The organism is Loktanella atrilutea (genome assembly GCF_900128995.1).
Classification (GTDB): domain Bacteria; phylum Pseudomonadota; class Alphaproteobacteria; order Rhodobacterales; family Rhodobacteraceae; genus Loktanella; species Loktanella atrilutea.
The window spans coordinates 194,861-213,843 of record NZ_FQUE01000005.1 but is presented as its reverse complement, the minus strand read 5'-3'; the positions used below and the strand labels follow the sequence as shown (position 1 = coordinate 213,843).

Here is an 18,983-nt window from a genome sequence, read left to right as displayed (position 1 = left end):
GAGGGGGTGGCGCGGCCCGGAGGAGGGGACTGACCCATGGCAAGACGCGTCCTGCTGATCGAGGACGAACCGAACATCATAGAGGCCATCAGCTTCATCCTGACCAGAGACGGCTTTACCGTGCACACCCACGAGGTGGGCGAGACGGCCATGGCCAAGGTGCGCGCCCAGCGTCCCGACATGATCATCCTTGACGTGATGCTGCCCGGGCGATCCGGTTTCGACATCCTGCGCGACCTGCGCGCCGATCCGCAGACCGCCACCCTGCCGGTGATGATGCTGACCGCGCGGGGGCAGGCGCGCGACCGGGCGCTGGCGCAGGACCTCGGAGTCGATGTCTTCATGACGAAACCCTTCTCGAACGCCGCGATCTGCGCCGAGGTCCGGCGCCTGCTGGCCGAGGCGCCGCGCGATGCCTGACCGCGATCCCCGGCGCGCGGCCACCCCGGCGGGCGACCCCCCGCGCGGGGACGCGCCGGCGCGGCCGGGGCGCCCGGGGCTGTTTCTGGCGCGCGACAGCTATCGCCAGCGCCGCCTGCGCGACGTGGCGCGCATGTTGCCGGTCTGTGGCGCGGTGATCTGGCTGATCCCCCTGATGTGGACCCGCACCGCTGGCCAGACCGGCGGCATGGCGGCCGCCGTGGTCTTCGTCTTCGCCGGCTGGGCCCTGCTGATCGTGCTGGCCGCCATCGTGTCGCGGCGCATCCGCGTCGACGCGGCGACGGATAACGGCCCGGATGCGGACATCGGCTGATGATGTCCTTCAACGCCCTGATCGCCGTGGCGCTGGGCTATGTCGCCTTTCTGTTCGGCGTGGCCTTCGCGGCAGAGCGGCGGGCCGCGCGGGGGCAGGGCGGCTGGCTGCACCTACCCATCGTCTACACCCTGTCGCTCTCGATCTACTGCACCGCATGGACCTTCTACGGGGCCGTCGGCTACGCCGCACGGTCAGGGCTGGAATTCGTGACGATCTACCTTGGCCCCACGCTGGTCATGGTGGGCTGGTGGTGGATCCTGCGGCGGCTGGTGCGGATCGGACGGACGCAGCGCATCACCTCGATCGCGGACTTGATCTCGGCCCGGTTCGGCAAGTCGACGACGCTGGGCGTCATCGTGACGCTGATGGCGATCGTCGCCGCCACGCCCTATATCGCGCTGCAGCTGCAGTCCGTCACCCTGTCGTTCCAGGTCTTTGCCCGCGCCGGCGGGTCCGACTGGGGCGATGCCGAACTGAATCGCGCCGCCATCTGGATCGCCATCGGTCTGGGATTCTTCACCGTCCTCTTCGGCACCCGCAACCTCGACGCCAATGAACGTCACCACGGCGTCGTCATCGCCATCGCGGTCGAGGCGGTGGTCAAACTGGTGGCTCTGCTGGCGGTCGGCATCTTCGTCGTCTGGGGCCTGTCGGACGGCGCCGCCGCGATGCTGGCCGAAATCGAGACCTCTCCCATCGCCGACTGGACCCAGTCCGGCAGCCGCTGGGCCGGGCTGATCTTTTTGTCGGGGGCGGCGTTCCTGTGCCTGCCGCGGATGTTTCAGGTGCTGGTGGTCGAGAATGCGGACGAGCGGCACCTGCAGACCGCAAGCTGGGCCTTCCCGCTTTACATGATGCTGATGAGCCTCTTCGTCATCCCGATCGCCGTCGTCGGCCTGCGGATCATGCCGGCGGGCGCGAACCCGGACCTCTTCGTGCTGACCCTGCCGCTCAGCCAGGGGCACGAGGGCCTCGCGACGTTGTCCTTCCTTGGCGGCTTTTCCTCGGCCACCTCGATGGTGATCGTGGCGACCATCGCGCTGGCGACCATGGTGTCGAACCATATCGTGCTGCCGCTGTGGATGCGGTCGGGGTCCGGTCCAGGGGCGATCATGTCGGGCGACGTGCGCCGCGTCGTCATGCTGGCCCGGCGCCTGTCGATCGCGGGGGTGCTTGCGCTGGGCTACCTCTATTTCCGCCTGTCGGGCGGTGGCGGGGCGCTGGCGGCGATCGGCCTCGTGTCGTTTTCCGGCGTGGTGCAGGTGCTGCCGGCGATGCTTGGCGGTATCTTCTGGCGCGGGGCGACGCGGACCGGCGCGATCCTCGGACTGACCGCGGGATTCGCGGTCTGGGTCTGGTGCCTGTTCCTGCCCAGCTTCGGCGCGGACGCGCTGCTGCCCGCCAGTGTCATGGCGCAGGGTCCCTTCGGCTGGTCGTGGCTGCGGCCAGAGGCGCTGTTCGGCATCACCGGCGTCGATCCGGTGCTGCACGGGCTGTTCTGGTCGATGCTGTTCAACACGGGCCTGTTCTTTGCCGGATCGGCGCTGTCCTTTCCGACACCGTTGGAGCGCCTGCAGGGGGCGCAGTTCGTCAATGTCTTCGACTACGGCAACAAGGGACCGGTCTGGGCCCGTTCGACCGTCACGGCAGAGGATCTGCTGATCATGTCGCAACGCATCCTCGGCGCGGCGCAGGCGCAGGCGATCTTTGCCCGCGCCGCCGCGCGGCAGGGCCGCACGGACAGCCTGCCGGACGTCACGCCCGCCTTCGTCCTCGCACTCGAGAGGGAGCTGTCGGGGTCCGTCGGGTCGGCGACCGCGCATGCGATGATCGCGCAGGTGACGCAGGGCGCCGCCGTCACCGTCGAGGACCTGATCGCACTGGCGGACGAGACGGCGCAGATCCTCGAATATTCCAGCCGGCTGGAGGCGAAGTCCGCGGAACAGGACCGCACCGCGCGGGCGCTGCGCGACGCCAATGCCAAGCTGATGGCCCTGTCGGTGCAGAAGGACGCCTTCCTCAGCCAGATCAGTCACGAGTTGCGCACGCCCATGACCTCGATCCGCGCCTTTTCAGACATCCTGCGCGAAGGCGACGTGGGCCCCACCGACACGACGCGCATGGCGGGCATCATCAACGCCGAGGCGCAGCGCCTGACCCGCCTGCTGGACGATCTGCTGGACCTTGCCGTGCTGGAAAGCGGACAGGTGACGCTGCACCTGCAGCGCGGGCGGCTTGGCGACCTGCTGGACCGGGCGCTGGGGGCAGCGGGGCAGGGCGGCACTGCCCTACGCATCGTCCGCGATCCGCGGAACGAGGGTCTGTGGCTCGACACGGACCTCGACCGTCTGGCGCAGGTCTTCATCAACCTCGTGGCCAATGCCGCGAAGTATTGCGATGCCGAGTCGCCGGTCCTGACCATCGGGGCAAGGGCGACGGACGGCACCTGCACCGTCACGTTCACCGATAACGGTCGCGGCATCGCGGCCCCGGACCGGGCGGTGATCTTCGAAAAGTTCTCTCGGCTGGGGGATTCGTCGCGGGCGGGCGGTGCCGGGCTGGGCCTTGCCATCTGCAAGGAAATCATGGGACGGCTTGGCGGCGACATTGCCTATGTCCCGGGGCGGGGCGGCGCCTGTTTCCACGTCACGCTGCCGGTGGCGGCGCGCGGCGATCCGGTGGAAGGACGCCTGCTGGCCGCACGTTAGGCAGACGGAAACCAATTTGCGCGACATCTGGAACAGGCGCCCTGCGGCGCATCGCCCCCAGATTGCGAGGACAGGCATGACATTGGTGACCGGATCCGGCGTGCTGCACCGCATGATACGGCGCCCGGACGCGGACACGCCGGACGTGCCGCTGACCGCCTCGCGGGCGGTGCGTCTGGCGGTGGCGCGGGCGGCGCAGACCCATCTGTCGATGAAGCTGACGGTCGACACCGTGACGGAAACGGCCCTGTCGCTGGACGATCTGCTGGCCGATCTGGAAGACGACCTGCTGCTGCTGGGCCTGACCCGTGACGGGGCGGTGACGGGTCTGATCGCCTGCGACGCGGGCCTTGTATCCGCCACGATCGAGATGATGACGACGGGCCGCGTGACCGCCGCGCCGCCCGACAATCCGCGCGTCACCCGCACGGAAGGGACGCTGGTGCAACCGCTGCTGCGCCACATGCTTGACGAGATGGAGGAGACGACGATCCGCACGGCGCTGGACGGCTGGATCCGGACCGTGGGGCTTGGGTCGCGGTTCGACAACGCGCGGGCGGCGGGATTCGCGCTGGCGGATCTGACCTATCGCCTTCTGCGCCTGTCGCTCGACTGCGGCCAGCCTGAACGGCGCGGCGTGCTGCTGCTGGCGCTGCCGGTGCTGACCTCCGCCCAGCCGCAGACGGCGCCGGACGGCCCCGCGCCGGACTGGCATGACCGGTTCCGCGCCGCGGTGATGGCCGCGCCGGCGCGGCTGGACGCGGTCCTGCACCGGATGAAGGTGCCGCTGTCGCAACTGACCGGGATAGAGGTGGGGACCTGCCTGCCCCTGACAGGCTGCACCGTGGGGATGGTGCGACTGGTCGATCCGAACGGCTGCACCGTCGCGCGCGGGCGTCTGGGGCAGGTTGCCGGCCAGATCGCCGTCCGCATCCAGGCCGAGGCCGACACGATCCCGATGACCGACATGGACGGCGGGGCAGAGCCTGCGCGGCAGATGCGCACCCGCGCCGGCGACGCGCTGGCGCCGCAGTTCGATCCGCACGCAGAAGAGGATATCGACTGGTCAGCGGACCCTCTTCCGCTTCAGATCGACCCGGCCTTCGGCGAGGGCGCGACCGACGAGGTCTAGGCGGACCCGCTGGGGCTGTCAGCCCAGCCGGTCGCGCAGACCGCCAAGGTCGTAGCCCGCGTTCGCGCCGGCGGCGATGATCTCGTCCGCGTCCATGGTGCCGGCCTGACCCAGTGCCCAGACAATGGTAGAGCGTGTGCCGGAGGCGCAATAGGCCAGCGTCTTGCCGGCGGCGGCGGCCTGCCGCTGGATCTCCACCATTTCCTGATTCAGGCCCTGATGCGTGACCGGGTTGACGACGAAGGTCAGACCCTCCGCCTCGATCGCCTGACGCATCGCGTCGGCCTGATGGCTAGGCGGCACCTCTGCGTCCGGGCGGTTGCAGATCACGGTGACGAAGCCGGCCGCCTTGATCGTGCCCGCGTCGGCGGGGTCGATCTGCGGGCTGGCGGCGAAGGCGGGGGTGAGCGGGCGAATTTCCATGACGCAGGATTAGCCCTGTTGCGGGCGTGCGTCCAGCCGCTTGCGCAGGGGCGGAGCCGCGACCATGCGCGGGATCATCGCCCCAACACGCACCAGACCCCCCGTGCCGCCCTTGTCAGCGCGGCGAGCGCCGGGCCCCGGGCAGAGGCTGACCAGCCCACAGCCGGTCCCGGCCGGGACTGACCCGCCGATCAGCCCCGCGTCGCGCCGCGTCGACGGATGCGCCGGAAAGGTGCCGCCGAGCACCGGGCGCCGGTTCCGCGACGGCCGACAGGCCGCGGCCATGGGGGCGATGGCGCCGCCCATGACGAAGGCCGGCGTGGCGTCCCACTGCCCAAATACGTCCGGAAACCCCTGCACCTTGGCGGTGTCGGTCATGCCGGACACCAGCGGCCCGGTGCCGAACAGCCCGCCGACGCGGACACCGACGCGCCTGCGCATCACAGTCCTTCGATCAGGCCGCAAAGGCGATGACGGTCGCGGCCCCGGCGCCGCCATGGGCCAGCGTGGCCACGATCCCGCGCAGGCTGATGCCGCAGACGCCGTGACCGCCGGTGCAGCCGTTCGCAAGCCGCATGCCGATGCCGACCGCCAGCCCCGCCGTCCCGATCGCGCAGGGTTGCCGGTCAGATTCGTATCGCTGCCGTCACCCGATCAGGCACGCAAATCAGACCGGCGATCAGGGCGATACGCTCCGCCGCGTCAGCGCGGCCGCTGCCCTCCACCAGACCGCCCGACAGTCCCGAGGCGACCATGACCCGCCCGTTGACCAGACGAAAGACGGCGGCGGCGCTGCCGATCATCAGCCCTCCGATCCGTTCGAAAATCCAGTCCACCGGCATCCCGACGTTTCTTTCGATCAGCGCAGATCCGGTTTAGACGGGGTGACGGGCGGGCGCCAGCCATGGCAACGTCCGTCCTGCCCACCCACCCGGCCGGAGGCTGCGATGACCGACCCGATCCCACCCGAGACTGCGCTGGATGTCGCCACGGCAGAAACGACTGCCGCGCTGTTCCGCAGCCTGTCGCATCCCATGCGCCTGCGTCTCCTTGCGGCGTTGCGGGCGGGCCCGCTGGCCGTGGGCGCCTTGCAGGACGCGCTCGACGCGCCGCAATCGGCAGTGTCGCTGCAGCTGATGCGGATGCGCGGCGACGGGCTGGTCAGCTGTCACCGCAGCGACACGGATGCCCGGATCATGCTTTACGCGCTGGCCGACCGCCGGATCGACCAACTGCTGGACATCGCGCTCGCCCGCTAGCCCAGCAGCGATCCGACCAGCACCATGGCCAGACCCAGCATCGCTGCCATGAAGGCCCCGAGGTTCACCGGCATGACCTGACCGATACGCATCCGCAGGGCGGCATCGTCCATCCCGCTGCGCTTGGCGCGCGCGACGGCGATCACGGAATAGATCACGCCGCACAGGCCCAGCACCGAAATCACGGCACCCACCCAGATCAGATATGTCATCGTCAGCCCCCGTTCCGCGTGGCGCCCCCGCTAGCGCGTCGGCGCGCCCCGCGCAAGGGTCCGGGCCTTGCAAGGCCGGGGGCCAGAGGCTAGGGAATGCCCTCATTCCACCCGACAGGAGAGCCGCCATGTCCGACACCGCCACGAATATCCAGACCGAGAACGTCGCCGGCGAGGAGCTGCGCCAGTTCATCGAACGCTACGAGCGTCTGGAGGCGGAGAAGAAGGACATCGCCGATGCGCAGAAGGAAGTCATGGCCGAGGCCAAGGGCCGCGGCTACGACGTGAAGGTGATCCGCAAGATCATCGCCATCCGCAAACGCGACAAGGACGATCTGGACGAGGAAGAGGCGATGATGGAAATGTACATGGCCGCCCTCGGCATGAGCTGAGGCGACCTCGCCTCCGCGTCACCTCAGGGCGCGATGAAGGTGACGTCGGGCATGGCCGCGATGCGGGCGACATCTTCCTCATAGGCCTCCGACAGGTCCGAAATGTCGTCTTCGGTCAGGCCGGGCAGATCGACGGTCTCCTCGATCTCGTCGCTCAGGGCGTATTTGTCGAGGAAAGCCGCGATGACCCGGCGCTTTTGCGTGTCCGTCTGCGGCGGGTGGGCCTGCATGTAGGCCAGAAAGCGGCTCATGCCCTCCTTCGACATGATCGAGGCCAGCAGGTCGAAGCCGCCGGTGATCTTCACGTCCCTGTCCAGCCCCGCGATGTCGCGGATCAGCTCGGCCCAGATCAGCGGCGTGTCCTCGTTGCACCAGACGGTCAGCGTCGCCTGCGGCGCGACCTGCCGGATCCGCCGCACCAGGTCCGACCAGACGACGCCGTGCGGCTCTCTGCCCTGCATGAAGGCGGCAAAGCTGTCGGCTTTCGACCGGCGGTAGGCATCCGGCAGAAAGGTCGCGGGGTCGCGCAGGGCAAGGTAGATGTCGATCTCGTCCTCGGGGAACAGCTGCAGGAAGCCGCGCAGCTTGAATTCCGCCTGATCGTACAGCACCCCGTTCTCGAAGATGCGATTGGGCACGCAGATGAAGTTCGTGTTGCTCATCACCAGTCGCCGGGGCGTGTCATGGTCGAGGATCGCGTCGAGCATGATCTGGCGGGCGTCCGTGGCCGGGGCAGCACCGTCGAGGCTCTGGATCGTCTCCCGGATCAGGCGGCGGTACTTGCCGGGACCGGGCGCATTGATCCCGTGTTCGGCCAGCGTGTCAACGTTCTTCAGGATCGACTTCAGCAACCGGTCCTCGTCGGTGCAATTGGCGCCGAGATGCAAAGCGATTTCCATGACTGTCCTGCTCACGTCTTGTTGTGGTTTTGTGGGATCATAACGGGATTTCTGGACAGTGGAACCGGTTTCGTCTAGCGCTGACGCCATGTCAGACCAAACTGCTCAGGTATCATCGGTGCGGCGTGGCGTGCGCTGGACGGGGGTGAACCCGTGGTCCGCCGGGGCCGTCGCGATCGCGGTGATCGTGCTTGCGCCGCTGGTGGCGGTCGTCTGGTTCGCGCTGACGCCGACCGATAACATCTGGCCCCACCTGCTGTCCACGACCCTGCCGCGCTACCTGCTGAACACCGGCGTGATGATGGCGGGCACCGGCGCGCTGACCGCGCTGGTCGGCACGGTGACTGCGTGGCTGGTGGTGATGTACCGCTTTCCCGGGCGGGGCTGGCTGCAATGGGCGCTGCTGATGCCGCTGGCGGTGCCCGCCTATGTGGGGGCCTACGCGCTGGTCGATTTCCTGGATTACGCGGGGCCGGTGCAGACCACCCTGCGCGCGAGCTTCGGCTGGGCCACCTCGCGCGATTACTGGTTTCCGCAGATCCGGACGCGCGGTGCCGCGATCCTCGTGATCTCGGCCGCGCTCTACCCTTACGTCTATCTGCTGGCCCGAGCCGCGTTCCGGGAACAAAGCGGCGCGGGCTACGAGGTGGCGCGCGCGCTGGGCGCCGGCCCGGTCGCGCGGTTCTGGCGGGTCGGGCTGCCGCTGGCCCGCCCCGCCATCGCGGCGGGCGTGGCGGTCGTGATGATGGAGACGGTGAACGATTTCGGCACAGTCGACTATTTCGCCGTGCAGACGCTGACGACCGGCATCTTCTCTGTCTGGCGGCAGGGTGGCAATCTGGGCGGCGCGGCGCAGATCGCTTGCGTGATCCTGTCGGTGATCGTGGTTCTCGTGGCGCTCGAGAAGGTCTCGCGCCACCGGTCGCGGTTCGCGACCTCCGCCCGCAACGTGCGGCCCGTGACGCCCGCTAGTCTGACCGGGGCAGGGGCCTGGGCCGCAACTGCGGCCTGCGCCATGCCCGTGCTCGCGGGCTTCGTGCTGCCGGTGGGCGTGCTGACCTCTCACGCGCTGGGGGCCGCCCAATGGACCGCCCCGGGACTGGCAGAAGCGTTGCTGCGCACCCTTGCGATCTGCGGCATCGCGGCGGTGCTGGCGGTGATCGGCGGCGTCTTCATGGTCTACGGCACGCGCCTGTCGGGCCGCACGCTGCCGCGTCTGCTGCTGCCGGTCACGGGGCTCGGCTACGCCGCCCCGGGCGCCGTGCTGGCGCTGGGAATCCTCGTGCCGCTGGCGGCCTTCGACAACGGTCTGGCCGACATGATCCTGCGCATCACCGGTCGCGATCCGGGGCTGCTGTTGACGGGCAGCGCCGGGGTGCTGGTGCTGGCCTATGTCGTGCGCTTCTTCGCCATCGCGCAGGGGGCCGCCGATGCCGCCCTCGGTCGCGTGCCGGCCAGCCTGCCCATGGCCGCCAGATCGCTGGGACGCAACGCCGGCCAGACGCTGCGGGCCGTTCATCTGCCATTGATCGGTGCCAGCGTCGGATCGGCGCTGCTGCTGACCTTCGTCGACGCCATCAAGGAACTGCCCGCGACGCTGATGCTGTCCAGCCAGGACACGCTTTCGACGCGCGTCTACGCCAAGGCCAGCCTCGAGAACATCGCCGAAGCCGCCCCCGCCGCCCTCGTCATCTGCGCCGTCGGCCTGCTGGCTGTCATCCTGCTGGCCCGCGCGCATCGCTAACCCCTTGCACCCCGCCACGCCCCGCGCTAAATCGCGCCCAGTGCCCCTATAGCTCAGCTGGTAGAGCAACTGATTTGTAATCAGTAGGTCCGCGGTTCGAGTCCGTGTGGGGGCACCAGATCGATCCTGACATGATGGCGAGATGGCGTGACCGATATCGATCCGTGCGTCGCTGCACGTTCGCGGTATGGGCTTATCGACTGGTGCTTCGAAATTAGGACACCTTTTCTGACAACATCGCAATCACCGCACAGCGACTGACGACGGCAGTCGTACCGGCGCTCTGCGCTGCAGCGACATCTGCAAGAGAAGGAGAACCGTGGCAGCCCGTAGGGGAGTCGAACCCCTCTTTTCAGGTTGAAAACCTGACGTCCTAACCGATAGACGAACGGGCCACATTTGGTAGGGCGCTTTTAGGCAAGGCGTCGGGGGGGTGCAAGTGCATTTTCGGCGCTGCGCTGCAAAAAGATTGCGGCGGACGAGCGAGAGGGGTTCAGGCAGGCGCCGCGTCCTCCAGACGCAGCTGGGGGCTCTGCCGGCCCTGCCATGTGTTGACCTCCAGACGCCCGGCAAGATGGAATCGCGCCCCGCCGTGCCCCGTGAGGGCCGCCCCCAGCGGGCCATCCATCGCACCGAAGGCGATCGCATCGATCCGCGCGCCCAGACCGTCGCCGAACGTGACCTTGAGGTGGCCGGTGCCGACCGCCTTGGCGAAAAGGATCTGGCAGTCGGGAAACGCGAATCGCGGTGCGGGTGCGCCGGCGCCGAAGGGACCGGCGGCGGCGATCCGGTCGATCAGCTCGACCGTCGCCGCGCCGGGCATCAGCAGCGCATCGATCGTCAGGTCGGAAGGCCCGAGCGCCCCGGCGCCCTGCCGGTCGAGCAAAGCGCCGATCCGGTCCATCGCGGCCGGCAGCGCGTCCTCGGCCACGGTCAGGCCGGCGGCCATCCGGTGACCGCCGCCCTTCAGCAGCAGACCCTCGGCCGCGACGCGCTGGATCACCGCGCCGAGGTCGATGCCGCTGACCGACCGGCCCGATCCCTTGCCGATGCCGCCGTCGAGGCCGATCACGATGGCAGGGCGGTTCGTCGCCTCCTTCAGGCGGGCGGCAACGATGCCGACCACGCCGGGGTGCCAGCCTGCGCCGGCCGCCCAGACCAGCGGGCCGTCAAGGCCACGGCTCTCGGCCTGCGCCAGCGCCGCATCGCGCACCCGGGCCTCGACCTCGCGCCGTTCGGTATTGAGCAGGTCCAGCCGGTCGGCCAGGGCCGTTGCCTCATGCGGATCGGCGGTCGACAGCAGCCGCGCGCCAAGGTCGGCGGCCCCGATGCGGCCGCCTGCGTTGACGCGCGGACCCAGCAGAAAGCCGAGGTGATAGGCCGTCGGCGCCTGATCCATGCCCGCCACATCCGCCAGCGCCCGCAGGCCGGGCCGGTCGCGCCGGGCCATCACGGTCAGTCCCTGCCGCACGAAGGCCCGGTTGACGCCGATCAGCGGGGCCACGTCGGCCACGGTTGCAAGCGCCACGAGATCGAGCATCCCGATCAGGTCCGGCCCCGCCACGCCCTCCGCCTTCAGGCGGCGATTCGCCTCGACCAGCAGCAGAAACACGACGCCCGCGGCACAGAGGTGCCCCAGCGTGCCGTCCTCGTCCTGCCGGTTGGGATTGACCACCGCCAGCGCCGGCGGCAGCGTCTCGGCCCCCAGATGGTGATCGAGCACGATGACGTCCGTGCCGCGGGCGGCGGCGATGGGGCCGTGGGACAGGGTGCCGCAGTCGACGCAGACGATCAGGTCGTGATCGCGGGCGAGGGCGGCCATGGCGGCATCGTTCGGGCCATAGCCTTCGTCGATGCGATCCGGAATATAGAGCGTCGCGTGCAACCCCATGTCGCGCAGCCAGACGATCAGCAGCGCGGCAGAGGCGCCGCCGTCCACGTCGTAATCCGCAAAGACCGCGATCCGCTGGCGGGCCTTCACCGCCGCAAGGAATCGTGCGGCCGCCGTTTCCATGTCGCGCAGAGAGCGCGGGTCGGGCAGCAGGTCGCGCAGGGTCGGGGCCAGAAACGCGTCGGCGGCCCCACGGTCGGCGGCCACCCCCCGTCGCACCAGCGTGCGGCACAGGGCGGCGGGCAGTCCGGTGGCCTGTTCCATCGCATCGCAGGCGCGGTCCTCGACCAGACCCGGGCCAAGCCAGCGCCGCCCGGTCAGCGACGCCGCCACGTTCAGAAAGGCTGCCTTTTCGGTCACACTGTTCCCCGCGGTCGGTATCCGGCCGCCTTGTGCCACAGGCACGGGATCAGGGACAGGCCCCCCACCTTCACTTGGCCTGATTAACGCCCGCCAAAGGCTCGGGCCACAGGCCCGACCATTTACGCCACCGGATTGCGATACCGCATGTGACGCACGGACCCGGTCTTGGACCGCATCAGCACGGTCTCTGCCGTCACGAAACCCAGTTCACGCTTGATCCCCGGCAGCAGCGAGCCATCCGTCACGCCGGTTGCGGCAAAGATCACGTCGCCGGTCACCATGTCGTCGCGGGTATAGACCCGGTCGAAGTTCGTGATCCCGGCCTTGGTCGCGCGGCCGCGCTCGTCGTCGTTGCGAAACATCAGACGGCCGAAGATCTGGCCGCCCATGCATTTCAGGGCCGCCGCCGCCAGCACGCCCTCCGGCGCGCCGCCAGACCCCATGTACATGTCGATGCCGGTGCGCGCCGCCTCTGCGCAGTGCATGACACCCGCCACGTCGCCGTCGGTGATCAGCCGGATCGCGGCCCCGGTCGAGCGGATTTCGGCGATCATCTCCTCGTGCCGCGGGCGTTCCAGCACGCAGACGGTGATGTCGTTGATCGAGCAGCCCTTGGCCGCCGCCAGCGCCGAGACCCTTTCCGAGGGGGTCATGTCGAGTGTCACCACGCCGGCCTTGAACCCCGGCCCGATGGCCAGCTTGTCCATGTAGACGTCCGGCGCGTGCAGCATGCTGCCGCGCGGGCCCATCGCAATCACGGCCAGCGCGTTCGGCATGTCCTTGGCGGTCAGCGTCGTGCCTTCCAGCGGGTCGAGCGCGATGTCCACGCCGGGCCCCTTGCCCGTGCCGACCTCCTCGCCGATGTAGAGCATCGGGGCCTCGTCGCGCTCACCCTCGCCGATGACGACGACGCCGGCGATGTCGAGCTTGTTGAGCTGGGTGCGCATCGCGTCGACGGCGGCCTGGTCGGCGGCCTTCTCGTCCCCGCGACCGATCAGCGAGGCGCAGGCGATGGCCGCCGCCTCCGACACACGGGCAAGGCCGAGGGACAGGGTGCGGTCGTTGAAATCGGTGACGGGGGGCATCTGGGGGTTCCTTCGTGATCCTCTCGCGGACCTAGCGTCTAAACCCGTGGCATGACAACCATGTGATCGCTAACGGTCAGGGCTTTTCATGCCGCCTCCTGCGACACGTCAGGCCCGCAGGAAGGTCAGACCGCCTCGATCCGGATGGCGACGGGCGTCGCGGTGACGACGCCGGTATCCGCAAAGCGGGCCAGCGCCTCGTCCAGGGCCGCGCGGGTCGTCTTGTGGGTCACGATCAGCACCGGGGCCGCCGTGTCCGCGTGGTCGTACTGGCGCATCCGGTCGATGCTGACGCCGGCATCGCCCAGCACCGTCGCGACCTTGGCAAGGGCGCCGGGCTTGTCTAGAAGCTGCAGGCGCAGGTAATAGGGCGCCGGGATCGCGGCGGTGGCCGCCCGGGCGCGACGCAGACCCTTGGCGGGCTGGCCGAAGGTCGGATAGCGCGTCCCGCGCGCCAGATCGACGACATCGGCCATCACGGCACTTGCCGTCGGACCCATCCCCGCACCGGCGCCGCGCAAGACGATCTGGCCCACGGCGTCGCCTTCAAGCACGACCATGTTGGTGCCGCCCTGCAACTGCGCCAGCGGCGATCCCGCGGGGACAAGGCAGGGTGACATGCGCTGTTCCAGCCCGCGGCCGGTCATCTGCGCCACGCCCAGCAGCTTGATCCTGTAGCCCATGTCGGCGGCCTGACGGATATCCTCGATCGTGACGGACCCGATGCCTTCCAGCGCCACGCCGTCGAAATCGACCTGTGTGCCGAAGGCGATGGCGGCCAGCAGGGCCAGCTTGTGCCCCGCGTCGATGCCGCCTACGTCAAGCTCCGGGTCGGCCTCCAGATAGCCCAGTTGGTTCGCCTCCTCGAAGACTTCTGCGTAGGTCAGGCCCGCATCCTCCATCCGGGTCAGGATGTAGTTGCAGCTGCCGTTCATCACGCCCAGCACGCGGGCGATGGCATTGCCGGCCAACCCCTCGGTCAGCGTCTTGACGACAGGGATGCCGCCGGCGACGGCGGCCTCGAACCGGATCACGCGGCCCGCGGCCTCGGCCGCTTCGGCCAGGGCCTGACCGTGGATCGCCAGCAGCGCCTTGTTGGCGCTGACCACGTCCTTGCCATGGGCAATGGCGGCCTCGGTCGTGGCCTTGGCGGGGCCGTCGTGTCCGCCCATCACCTCGATCACCACGTCGACGTCATCGCGGGCGGCAAGGGCGACTGGATCGTCCTCCCACGCGTAGCCCGACAGATCGACCCCGCGGTCCTTTTGCGACCGGGCCGACACGGCGCTGATCGCGATGGGCCGCCCGGCGCGCGCGGCCAGCAGGTCCGCGTGGGCCTGCACGATCCGCACGATACCCACGCCAACGGTGCCCAATCCCGCGATACCGAGGCGAAGGGGATCTGACATGGGCGGGTCTCCGGACAGGCTGCGTTGCGGGGGTGTTAGCGAAAAGCCGGGACTACCGCAACGCGGCCCGTGCGACGCCCTGGTTCATCCGGGTCCGTGTCGCCCCGTCGACCACCGGGCCGCGGAGGGCCGCAGCACGGGCGCGCAGCCCGGCGGCCGCGCCCTGCGTGCTGCCCGTTGTCTGCGGCGTGATCCGTGGCGGCGCGGATGCGCGCGCCAGCAGCGGGGCCAAGGGTTGCAACGTCGGGTAGGGGGCCGCCGCCGCCGCGGCCGAGATGCGCCCGTCCAGCGCCGGCGGCGTGGCGCAGCCGACCAGTGCGATCAGCAGGGGGAAAAGGGGCAGGCGGGCAGGGGTCATGGTGCTACCTTTGGGACACGCCCGCAGCATAGGTGCTGGGCCCCGCCGGCGAAACCGCTTTTCAAATGAACGGGCGTTCATTTATCTGGGCCCATGGCACGCAAGCAGGGCTCTCATGCCGGGATCACCGGACCGAAGGTGCAGGAGGTCGCCCTGCGTCTCTTCGCGCAGGCAGGCTTCGCCGCCGTGTCGATGCGCCAGATCGCGGCAGAAGTGGGTGTGCAGGCGGGGGCGCTCTACAATTACACCGCCGACAAGCAGGCGTTGCTGTTCGATCTGCTGCGTGACCACATGATGGAACTGGGCCGCGCCCTCGACGCCGCGGACCTGCGCGGCACGCCCCCCGCCCAGCTGGAGGCCTTCACGCGCTTCCATATCGCCTTTCACCTGCCGCGGCGCGACGTGGTCTTCCTCAGCTACATGGAACTGCGCAACCTCTCGCCAGAGAACTACGTCCGCATCGCGGCCCTGCGTCGCGGCTACGAGGACCGGCTGGAGGCGATACTGCGCGCGGGTCTGCAGACCGGGGATTTCGCGTTGCGCGATCCGCGGGTCACGACGCTGGGCCTGATCGCGCTGCTGACGGGCATCACGAACTGGTATGACCCCGGCGGCCGGCTGACCGCGGCAGAGGTGGCAGAGGTCTATTGCGACCTTGTGCGCCGTGCGGTCACCGCCGGGCCGGACCTGCCGGAGCGACCGGCGGAGACATTCGCCCGCGACGCGCATGCCGGAAAGGCGTAGGAAGGCGGCGGCAGGGCCCCGTTCCCGCCGGACCGCATCGCAGGAGATTGCATCATGACGCCATCGTCGCCACCGGACCACCGGCAGGCCCTGTCGCTTTCGCCGACGCCGGCGCGAACCGGCGGCGGGATCGCGGTCATGCTGGGGCTGGCGGCCCTGCTGCTGCGCACGGCGCCGGGACAAGAACCGCTGCCGCAGGCGGTGATGATCGCCGTGGCCGTTGCAACGCTCTGGGTCGCGTTCGCCCTGTGGCGCGGCCGGCACGACTGCCTGCGCTGGACGGCGCAGGGCCTAATCGACGGGCAGGGCCGGGTCATCGCCCCCCGCGACGCCATTCAGGGCGTCGATCGCAGCCCGCTGTCGCTGCGGCCGTCGAACGGCTTCAACCTTGCCCTGCGCCGCGCGCAGCCGCGGGCATGGCAGCCGGGGCTCTACTGGTGTCTGGGGCGCCGCGTGGGCATCGGCGGCCTTGCCCCGCCGAGCGAGTCCAAGGCGATGGCCGACCGCATCGCACTCGACACGGCCCCGCCGCCGGAGTGAGCGCTCAGCAGATCCGGTTCGCCACGTTCGTGGTATTGTTGAAGCAGGTCTGCGCCAGCCCGACCCGCGGCGCGGTGAAGATCAGCGAGGTCAAGAGGATGTTGTCCGGCGGCGGAGCCGCGGTGCCATCCGCGGACGTCCAGGCGATGTTGAAGCCGAAATTGAAGAATGTCTTGTAGTTGGACCACGTCTCGACCACGATAAGACGTTCGTCGTGCACCATGGTCGGCAGTTTCGGCAACATCGTCTTGGCCTCGTTGTCGGTGATGGCCACGTGGGCGCCGGTGCCGCGCGCTTTTGACCAGACCAGCCGGTAGCGGTCCTGATCCGTCGTGTTCGCGCCCTTCCTCTTTTCCTCGAACCGCAGGACGCTGACGCGCATGTCCGGCTTTGCGTCGCCACGGATCAGGAATTTCAGCAGGCCGTAGGTGCCGTCGATATAGGCATCGTTGATGTAACCGGTTTCCCGGCTTATCAGATCGGCGATGGTCATCGCCGCCTTCTCGTTGATCGACTCTGCCCGGAAGGCATCGAAGAACGCCAGCGTGCCCACGAATGTGAAGAACATCAGCGGGGCGAAGATCAGGAATTCGAGCGTCATCGACCCGTCCTCGCGCCGCCACCACCGACGGATCGACAGGGTCAACGACCGGTGCTGCGCGATCATCAGAGCGATCCCCCCTGAATCTGGAACGGTTCCATGACGTAGGACGACGTGACGGACAGCGCGTATTCATCGTCGCTGTTGGCGTTGTTGGCGACCAGCGTGCGGCCAAGTTCTGCCAGCGGCAGCAGCGGCTTGATCAGCACGCAGGCTCGCAGGACCATCAATTGGTTATTGCCGCCGTTCGTGATGTTCATGACGGGAACGCCCTTTTCGCTGCGGTCGATGCAGGGTACCTCTCGCGAGATGGCCTTCCAGTTGCGGACGTCGGCAGGGATCATCTCCATCCGCAGGCTGTTTTCGCAGTTGTTCAAGATCAGCGCATATTTGCAGGTCTGGGCGATCAGCTTTTCGCGTGTCGGTTCCTCCATCAAGCCAAGGCGCACCTCACGCACGGTCAGGTCCAGGCCGCGTTCAAGCATCACCTGCTGCATCCCGTACATGCCCGATTCCATTGTCAGGCCGAAAAGCATCCAGACGACGGGAAACAGTAGCACGAACTCGATCGACGCCGTGCCAGCCTCGGACCGCCGGAAATGCCGCAGAGCCTGTGTCAGACGACCGGGCCGGCGGACGGGCGCCGTCGCGCGTCTGCCAAGGAGGTGCCGCATCATTGGGTCAGCCTCAAATCGGTGATCTGCTTGGCGATCCGGTCGAAGATCTCGTTCAGTTCCTGCCCGGACGTCTTGAAGAAGTGGTTCTTGCTGGTTGCGCATTTTTCCATGGCAGCGCGACCGTCGATATCGTCTTGATCGTTGTCGTCACCTGACATTGAAATCGTGTAGATGATGATGCCCTTGTTCTTGGCCGCATCACACATGCTATCCATGTAGCCGGCGCCTTGGGTGCCCGTGTAGAAATAGTTTTTATCATTATAGAATCGCGATTGCGGGGCGCGCGGTCCGGTGGCGTTCCCTTCACTATTCGTCACCCACGGGACGTTATGATAAGCCCAGTACAAGCGCTCGCTGGGGTCATCGTAATGCTCGTTATAAAGTCGATATGAATTTTGATTAAAGCCATCCGTCATGAGCACGATGTATTTTAAAGATCGGATTGTCTGACCCTTGCTTTTGTCCGGATCGTAGGGTTCCGGCCGCTCGTCAAAAGGCGTGTCAATCGTGCTTGCCGGCAGCCGTTTGATAACTGACTGAAACGATGGATCCAGTAAGGTTGTGGCCCATTTCAGTCCGAGGAAAATCGAGGTGCCAGCGCGAGGTTGCAGCTTGCTGATGGCAGTCGTTAGCTGCGTCGCGTTCTGGCTGATCGGGATAACGCGCTCATAATCGAAGCGCGGGCAGACCGGCTGATCGAGGTTCGGATTATTCTTGTCCCGGGTGGATGTGTACCTCCCAAAGCCATATGCGTTCGTTTGGATGTTTTGGGTCTGTTCGTAATAAAGTGAATCGTCGAAGGTCGTTTTGGTGAACGCCGATGCCGGCAGTTCGATGCAGTGCGAGAAGTTGTGCTTCGTGCCTGGATTGATCTTCAATAGGTTGAATATCTCGGGCCCGATATTGACCTGTTCCGAATAGGGGATCAACGAAATCGAGATGCGGTCCTTGTATTCGGGTAGCAGTAGCTTCGTCACAAACCCCGACGCAGCGGAGCGGAGTTTCTCGATCCGCTTCGTGTAGGTGTTATTGATATTGAAATCCATTGACCCCGACACGTCGAGGACGAGTGACACCTCGACCGCGCCCACGCCCTGCACGGCGGTGGAGGTCGCCGGCGCATCCAGCGTCTCGAACTCCTCTCCCAGATAGCGCATGAAGAAGGTGTCCATCTTGAAGTCTCCCTTCACGGAGACCTCGCGCCGCTTGTAGCCCTGCGTCACGATCGCATCGCCAACCAGCTGGTCGGCCATCCCGGCCTTGGTGAAGTAATCGCGGACGACAGCCTTCGGATCCTGGCTCTGGTTCAGGTTCGCGGCTGCCAGGACAGAGCGGTCCGTGACGCCCTGCAACATCGCGCGCCGGGACTCGTAACGCATCAGATCGACGCTGATGCCGCCCCAAATCGCCATGATCAGGATCAGCGGCACCGCCAGAATGAACAGGTTGCCATCCTCTGCCCGCGCGAATCTGCCAAGATGCCGCGCCGCTGTCCTGCGAAGGTTCCGTGCAGAGGAATGTCTCGGTCTCATCGCCTGTCTTTCCATCTCGGGGTCCGCGGCAACCCGCGCGAGGGGACGAATCCCGTTGCGGACGTCGGTCTTAAACCGGCGTGGCATGGCGAAATTAGGGCGTTGGCCGGGCGGTGACGTGCCGGGCAGGGCCCGTTTCGCCGATGCCGGATCCGGCATCGGCGTTCATCGTTTCGAAGGGTTTCCGATGATGTGTTGGGGTCGGACCCGATTTGGGTTAGGCCTGAGGCATGCGCGGCCTGTCCAGCGCTGCGATC

General features: G+C 67.8%; 20 protein-coding genes, 2 tRNA genes and 1 pseudogene. 10 read left to right on the top strand and 13 right to left on the bottom strand.

Features of this window, described 5'->3' with window-relative positions; all coding sequences use genetic code 11:
* Positions 1–36: 36 nt before the first annotated feature.
* From BUA54_RS12330 to BUA54_RS12315, 4 genes are all read left to right on the top strand, one after another.
* A complete protein-coding gene (locus tag BUA54_RS12330; protein ID WP_072857550.1) occupies positions 37–420 on the top strand; it encodes a response regulator transcription factor in 384 nt (127 codons plus the stop codon).
* Positions 413–754: a DUF6611 family protein gene (locus BUA54_RS12325; RefSeq protein ID WP_245810652.1), complete on the top strand. Its 342-nt coding sequence runs from the start codon at positions 413–415 to the stop codon at positions 752–754. Before BUA54_RS12330 ends, BUA54_RS12325 begins: the two co-directional genes overlap by 8 nt.
* Positions 754–3,465, top strand: a complete 2,712-nt coding sequence (locus tag BUA54_RS12320; RefSeq protein WP_072857549.1) for an ATP-binding protein — start codon at positions 754–756, stop codon at positions 3,463–3,465. The genes BUA54_RS12325 and BUA54_RS12320 overlap by 1 nt, the downstream gene beginning before the upstream one ends.
* 76 nt (positions 3,466–3,541) lie before the next feature.
* Positions 3,542–4,597 (top strand): FliM/FliN family flagellar motor switch protein, encoded by a 1,056-nt coding sequence (locus BUA54_RS12315; protein WP_072857548.1) that lies wholly within the window; start codon positions 3,542–3,544, stop codon positions 4,595–4,597.
* A gap of 18 nt (positions 4,598–4,615) precedes the next feature.
* Here BUA54_RS12315 and BUA54_RS12310 read toward each other — a convergent pair whose 3' ends face one another.
* The 3 genes and pseudogenes from BUA54_RS12310 to BUA54_RS21875 form a co-directional block, all read right to left on the bottom strand.
* Positions 4,616–5,020, bottom strand: coding sequence for a protein tyrosine phosphatase family protein (locus tag BUA54_RS12310; protein WP_072857547.1), 405 nt, complete (start codon positions 5,018–5,020; stop codon positions 4,616–4,618).
* Between the two features lie 9 nt (positions 5,021–5,029).
* On the bottom strand, positions 5,030–5,461 hold the full coding sequence (locus tag BUA54_RS12305; protein ID WP_072857546.1) for a DUF6691 family protein: 432 nt from the start codon (positions 5,459–5,461) through the stop codon (positions 5,030–5,032).
* A 13-nt stretch (positions 5,462–5,474) separates the two neighbouring features.
* Positions 5,475–5,862 (bottom strand): annotated as a pseudogene (locus tag BUA54_RS21875) (YeeE/YedE family protein).
* A 105-nt stretch (positions 5,863–5,967) separates the two neighbouring features.
* Between BUA54_RS21875 and BUA54_RS12295 the strand changes: the two are divergent.
* Positions 5,968–6,279 (top strand): ArsR/SmtB family transcription factor, encoded by a 312-nt coding sequence (locus BUA54_RS12295; RefSeq protein WP_072857545.1) that lies wholly within the window; start codon positions 5,968–5,970, stop codon positions 6,277–6,279.
* Here the strand turns inward: BUA54_RS12295 and BUA54_RS12290 are convergent.
* Entirely contained in the window at positions 6,276–6,491 is a 216-nt protein-coding gene (locus tag BUA54_RS12290; protein ID WP_072857544.1) for a hypothetical protein, read from the bottom strand. The two genes, BUA54_RS12295 and BUA54_RS12290, sit on opposite strands and share 4 nt — an antisense overlap.
* Positions 6,492–6,619: 128 nt before the next feature.
* Here BUA54_RS12290 and BUA54_RS12285 point away from each other — a divergent pair, with 128 nt between their 5' ends.
* Positions 6,620–6,883 carry a DUF2312 domain-containing protein gene (locus BUA54_RS12285; protein ID WP_072857543.1) on the top strand — a complete coding sequence of 88 codons (264 nt, stop codon included), beginning with the start codon at positions 6,620–6,622 and terminating at the stop codon, positions 6,881–6,883.
* Between the two features lie 23 nt (positions 6,884–6,906).
* Here the strand turns inward: BUA54_RS12285 and BUA54_RS12280 are convergent, their stop codons facing one another.
* On the bottom strand, positions 6,907–7,782 hold the full coding sequence (locus BUA54_RS12280) for a hypothetical protein (protein ID WP_072857542.1): 876 nt from the start codon (positions 7,780–7,782) through the stop codon (positions 6,907–6,909).
* 88 nt (positions 7,783–7,870) lie between these two features.
* On the opposite strand from BUA54_RS12280, the gene BUA54_RS12275 reads away from it, so the two are divergent.
* Together BUA54_RS12275 and BUA54_RS12270 are read left to right on the top strand one after the other, a co-directional pair.
* Entirely contained in the window at positions 7,871–9,526 is a 1,656-nt protein-coding gene (locus BUA54_RS12275; protein WP_072857541.1) for an ABC transporter permease, read from the top strand.
* 42 nt (positions 9,527–9,568) lie between these two features.
* Positions 9,569–9,644, top strand: a tRNA-Thr gene (locus BUA54_RS12270).
* Positions 9,645–9,846: 202 nt separating this feature from the next.
* On the opposite strand, the gene BUA54_RS12265 is transcribed toward BUA54_RS12270, so the two are convergent.
* From BUA54_RS12265 to BUA54_RS12245, 5 genes are all read right to left on the bottom strand, one after another.
* A tRNA-Glu gene (locus BUA54_RS12265) sits at positions 9,847–9,921 on the bottom strand.
* A gap of 98 nt (positions 9,922–10,019) precedes the next feature.
* Complete coding sequence (recJ, locus tag BUA54_RS12260) at positions 10,020–11,777, bottom strand: single-stranded-DNA-specific exonuclease RecJ (protein WP_072857540.1); 1,758 nt, start codon at positions 11,775–11,777, stop codon at positions 10,020–10,022.
* A 122-nt stretch (positions 11,778–11,899) separates the two neighbouring features.
* Positions 11,900–12,865, bottom strand: a complete 966-nt coding sequence (glpX, locus tag BUA54_RS12255; protein WP_072857539.1) for a class II fructose-bisphosphatase — start codon at positions 12,863–12,865, stop codon at positions 11,900–11,902.
* A gap of 125 nt (positions 12,866–12,990) precedes the next feature.
* A complete protein-coding gene (locus tag BUA54_RS12250; protein WP_072857538.1) occupies positions 12,991–14,274 on the bottom strand; it encodes a homoserine dehydrogenase in 1,284 nt (427 codons plus the stop codon).
* A gap of 52 nt (positions 14,275–14,326) precedes the next feature.
* Positions 14,327–14,632, bottom strand: a complete 306-nt coding sequence (locus BUA54_RS12245; RefSeq protein WP_072857537.1) for a hypothetical protein — start codon at positions 14,630–14,632, stop codon at positions 14,327–14,329.
* A gap of 93 nt (positions 14,633–14,725) precedes the next feature.
* Here BUA54_RS12245 and BUA54_RS12240 point away from each other — a divergent pair, with 93 nt between their 5' ends.
* Both BUA54_RS12240 and BUA54_RS12235 read left to right on the top strand, forming a co-directional pair.
* The gene (locus BUA54_RS12240; protein ID WP_072857536.1) at positions 14,726–15,376 is read left to right on the top strand and encodes a TetR/AcrR family transcriptional regulator; all 651 of its coding nucleotides are present in this window, start codon (positions 14,726–14,728) and stop codon (positions 15,374–15,376) included.
* A 54-nt stretch (positions 15,377–15,430) separates the two neighbouring features.
* Positions 15,431–15,916 carry a hypothetical protein gene (locus tag BUA54_RS12235; protein WP_072857535.1) on the top strand — a complete coding sequence of 162 codons (486 nt, stop codon included), beginning with the start codon at positions 15,431–15,433 and terminating at the stop codon, positions 15,914–15,916.
* Between the two features lie 4 nt (positions 15,917–15,920).
* Here BUA54_RS12235 and BUA54_RS12230 read toward each other — a convergent pair whose 3' ends face one another.
* From BUA54_RS12230 to BUA54_RS12220, 3 genes are read right to left on the bottom strand one after another with little or no spacing between them, the layout of a single operon-like run.
* Positions 15,921–16,583: a TadE/TadG family type IV pilus assembly protein gene (locus BUA54_RS12230; RefSeq protein ID WP_072857534.1), complete on the bottom strand. Its 663-nt coding sequence runs from the start codon at positions 16,581–16,583 to the stop codon at positions 15,921–15,923.
* Positions 16,583–17,194, bottom strand: coding sequence for a TadE/TadG family type IV pilus assembly protein (locus BUA54_RS12225; protein ID WP_084114374.1), 612 nt, complete (start codon positions 17,192–17,194; stop codon positions 16,583–16,585). Before BUA54_RS12225 ends, BUA54_RS12230 begins: the two co-directional genes overlap by 1 nt.
* Positions 17,191–18,885, bottom strand: a complete 1,695-nt coding sequence (locus BUA54_RS12220) for a pilus assembly protein (RefSeq protein ID WP_143155414.1) — start codon at positions 18,883–18,885, stop codon at positions 17,191–17,193. The genes BUA54_RS12225 and BUA54_RS12220 overlap by 4 nt, the downstream gene beginning before the upstream one ends.
* Positions 18,886–18,983: the final 98 nt, after the last annotated feature.

Coding starts and splice junctions, on each gene's coding strand:
- glpX (WP_072857539.1), bottom strand. CDS start 12,865: ATGCCCCCCGTCACCGATTTCAACGACCGCACCCTGTCCCTCGGCCTT.
- BUA54_RS12290 (WP_072857544.1), bottom strand. CDS start 6,491: ATGACATATCTGATCTGGGTGGGTGCCGTGATTTCGGTGCTGGGCCTG.
- BUA54_RS12220 (WP_143155414.1), bottom strand. CDS start 18,885: ATGCCGGATCCGGCATCGGCGAAACGGGCCCTGCCCGGCACGTCACCG.
- BUA54_RS12240 (WP_072857536.1), top strand. CDS start 14,726: ATGGCACGCAAGCAGGGCTCTCATGCCGGGATCACCGGACCGAAGGTG.
- BUA54_RS12325 (WP_245810652.1), top strand. CDS start 413: ATGCCTGACCGCGATCCCCGGCGCGCGGCCACCCCGGCGGGCGACCCC.
- BUA54_RS12275 (WP_072857541.1), top strand. CDS start 7,871: ATGTCAGACCAAACTGCTCAGGTATCATCGGTGCGGCGTGGCGTGCGC.
- BUA54_RS12245 (WP_072857537.1), bottom strand. CDS start 14,632: ATGACCCCTGCCCGCCTGCCCCTTTTCCCCCTGCTGATCGCACTGGTC.
- BUA54_RS12315 (WP_072857548.1), top strand. CDS start 3,542: ATGACATTGGTGACCGGATCCGGCGTGCTGCACCGCATGATACGGCGC.
- BUA54_RS12280 (WP_072857542.1), bottom strand. CDS start 7,782: ATGGAAATCGCTTTGCATCTCGGCGCCAATTGCACCGACGAGGACCGG.
- BUA54_RS12295 (WP_072857545.1), top strand. CDS start 5,968: ATGACCGACCCGATCCCACCCGAGACTGCGCTGGATGTCGCCACGGCA.
- BUA54_RS12230 (WP_072857534.1), bottom strand. CDS start 16,583: ATGATCGCGCAGCACCGGTCGTTGACCCTGTCGATCCGTCGGTGGTGG.
- BUA54_RS12320 (WP_072857549.1), top strand. CDS start 754: ATGATGTCCTTCAACGCCCTGATCGCCGTGGCGCTGGGCTATGTCGCC.
- BUA54_RS12285 (WP_072857543.1), top strand. CDS start 6,620: ATGTCCGACACCGCCACGAATATCCAGACCGAGAACGTCGCCGGCGAG.
- BUA54_RS12250 (WP_072857538.1), bottom strand. CDS start 14,274: ATGTCAGATCCCCTTCGCCTCGGTATCGCGGGATTGGGCACCGTTGGC.
- BUA54_RS12330 (WP_072857550.1), top strand. CDS start 37: ATGGCAAGACGCGTCCTGCTGATCGAGGACGAACCGAACATCATAGAG.
- BUA54_RS12225 (WP_084114374.1), bottom strand. CDS start 17,194: ATGATGCGGCACCTCCTTGGCAGACGCGCGACGGCGCCCGTCCGCCGG.
- BUA54_RS12310 (WP_072857547.1), bottom strand. CDS start 5,020: ATGGAAATTCGCCCGCTCACCCCCGCCTTCGCCGCCAGCCCGCAGATC.
- BUA54_RS12305 (WP_072857546.1), bottom strand. CDS start 5,461: ATGCGCAGGCGCGTCGGTGTCCGCGTCGGCGGGCTGTTCGGCACCGGG.
- BUA54_RS12235 (WP_072857535.1), top strand. CDS start 15,431: ATGACGCCATCGTCGCCACCGGACCACCGGCAGGCCCTGTCGCTTTCG.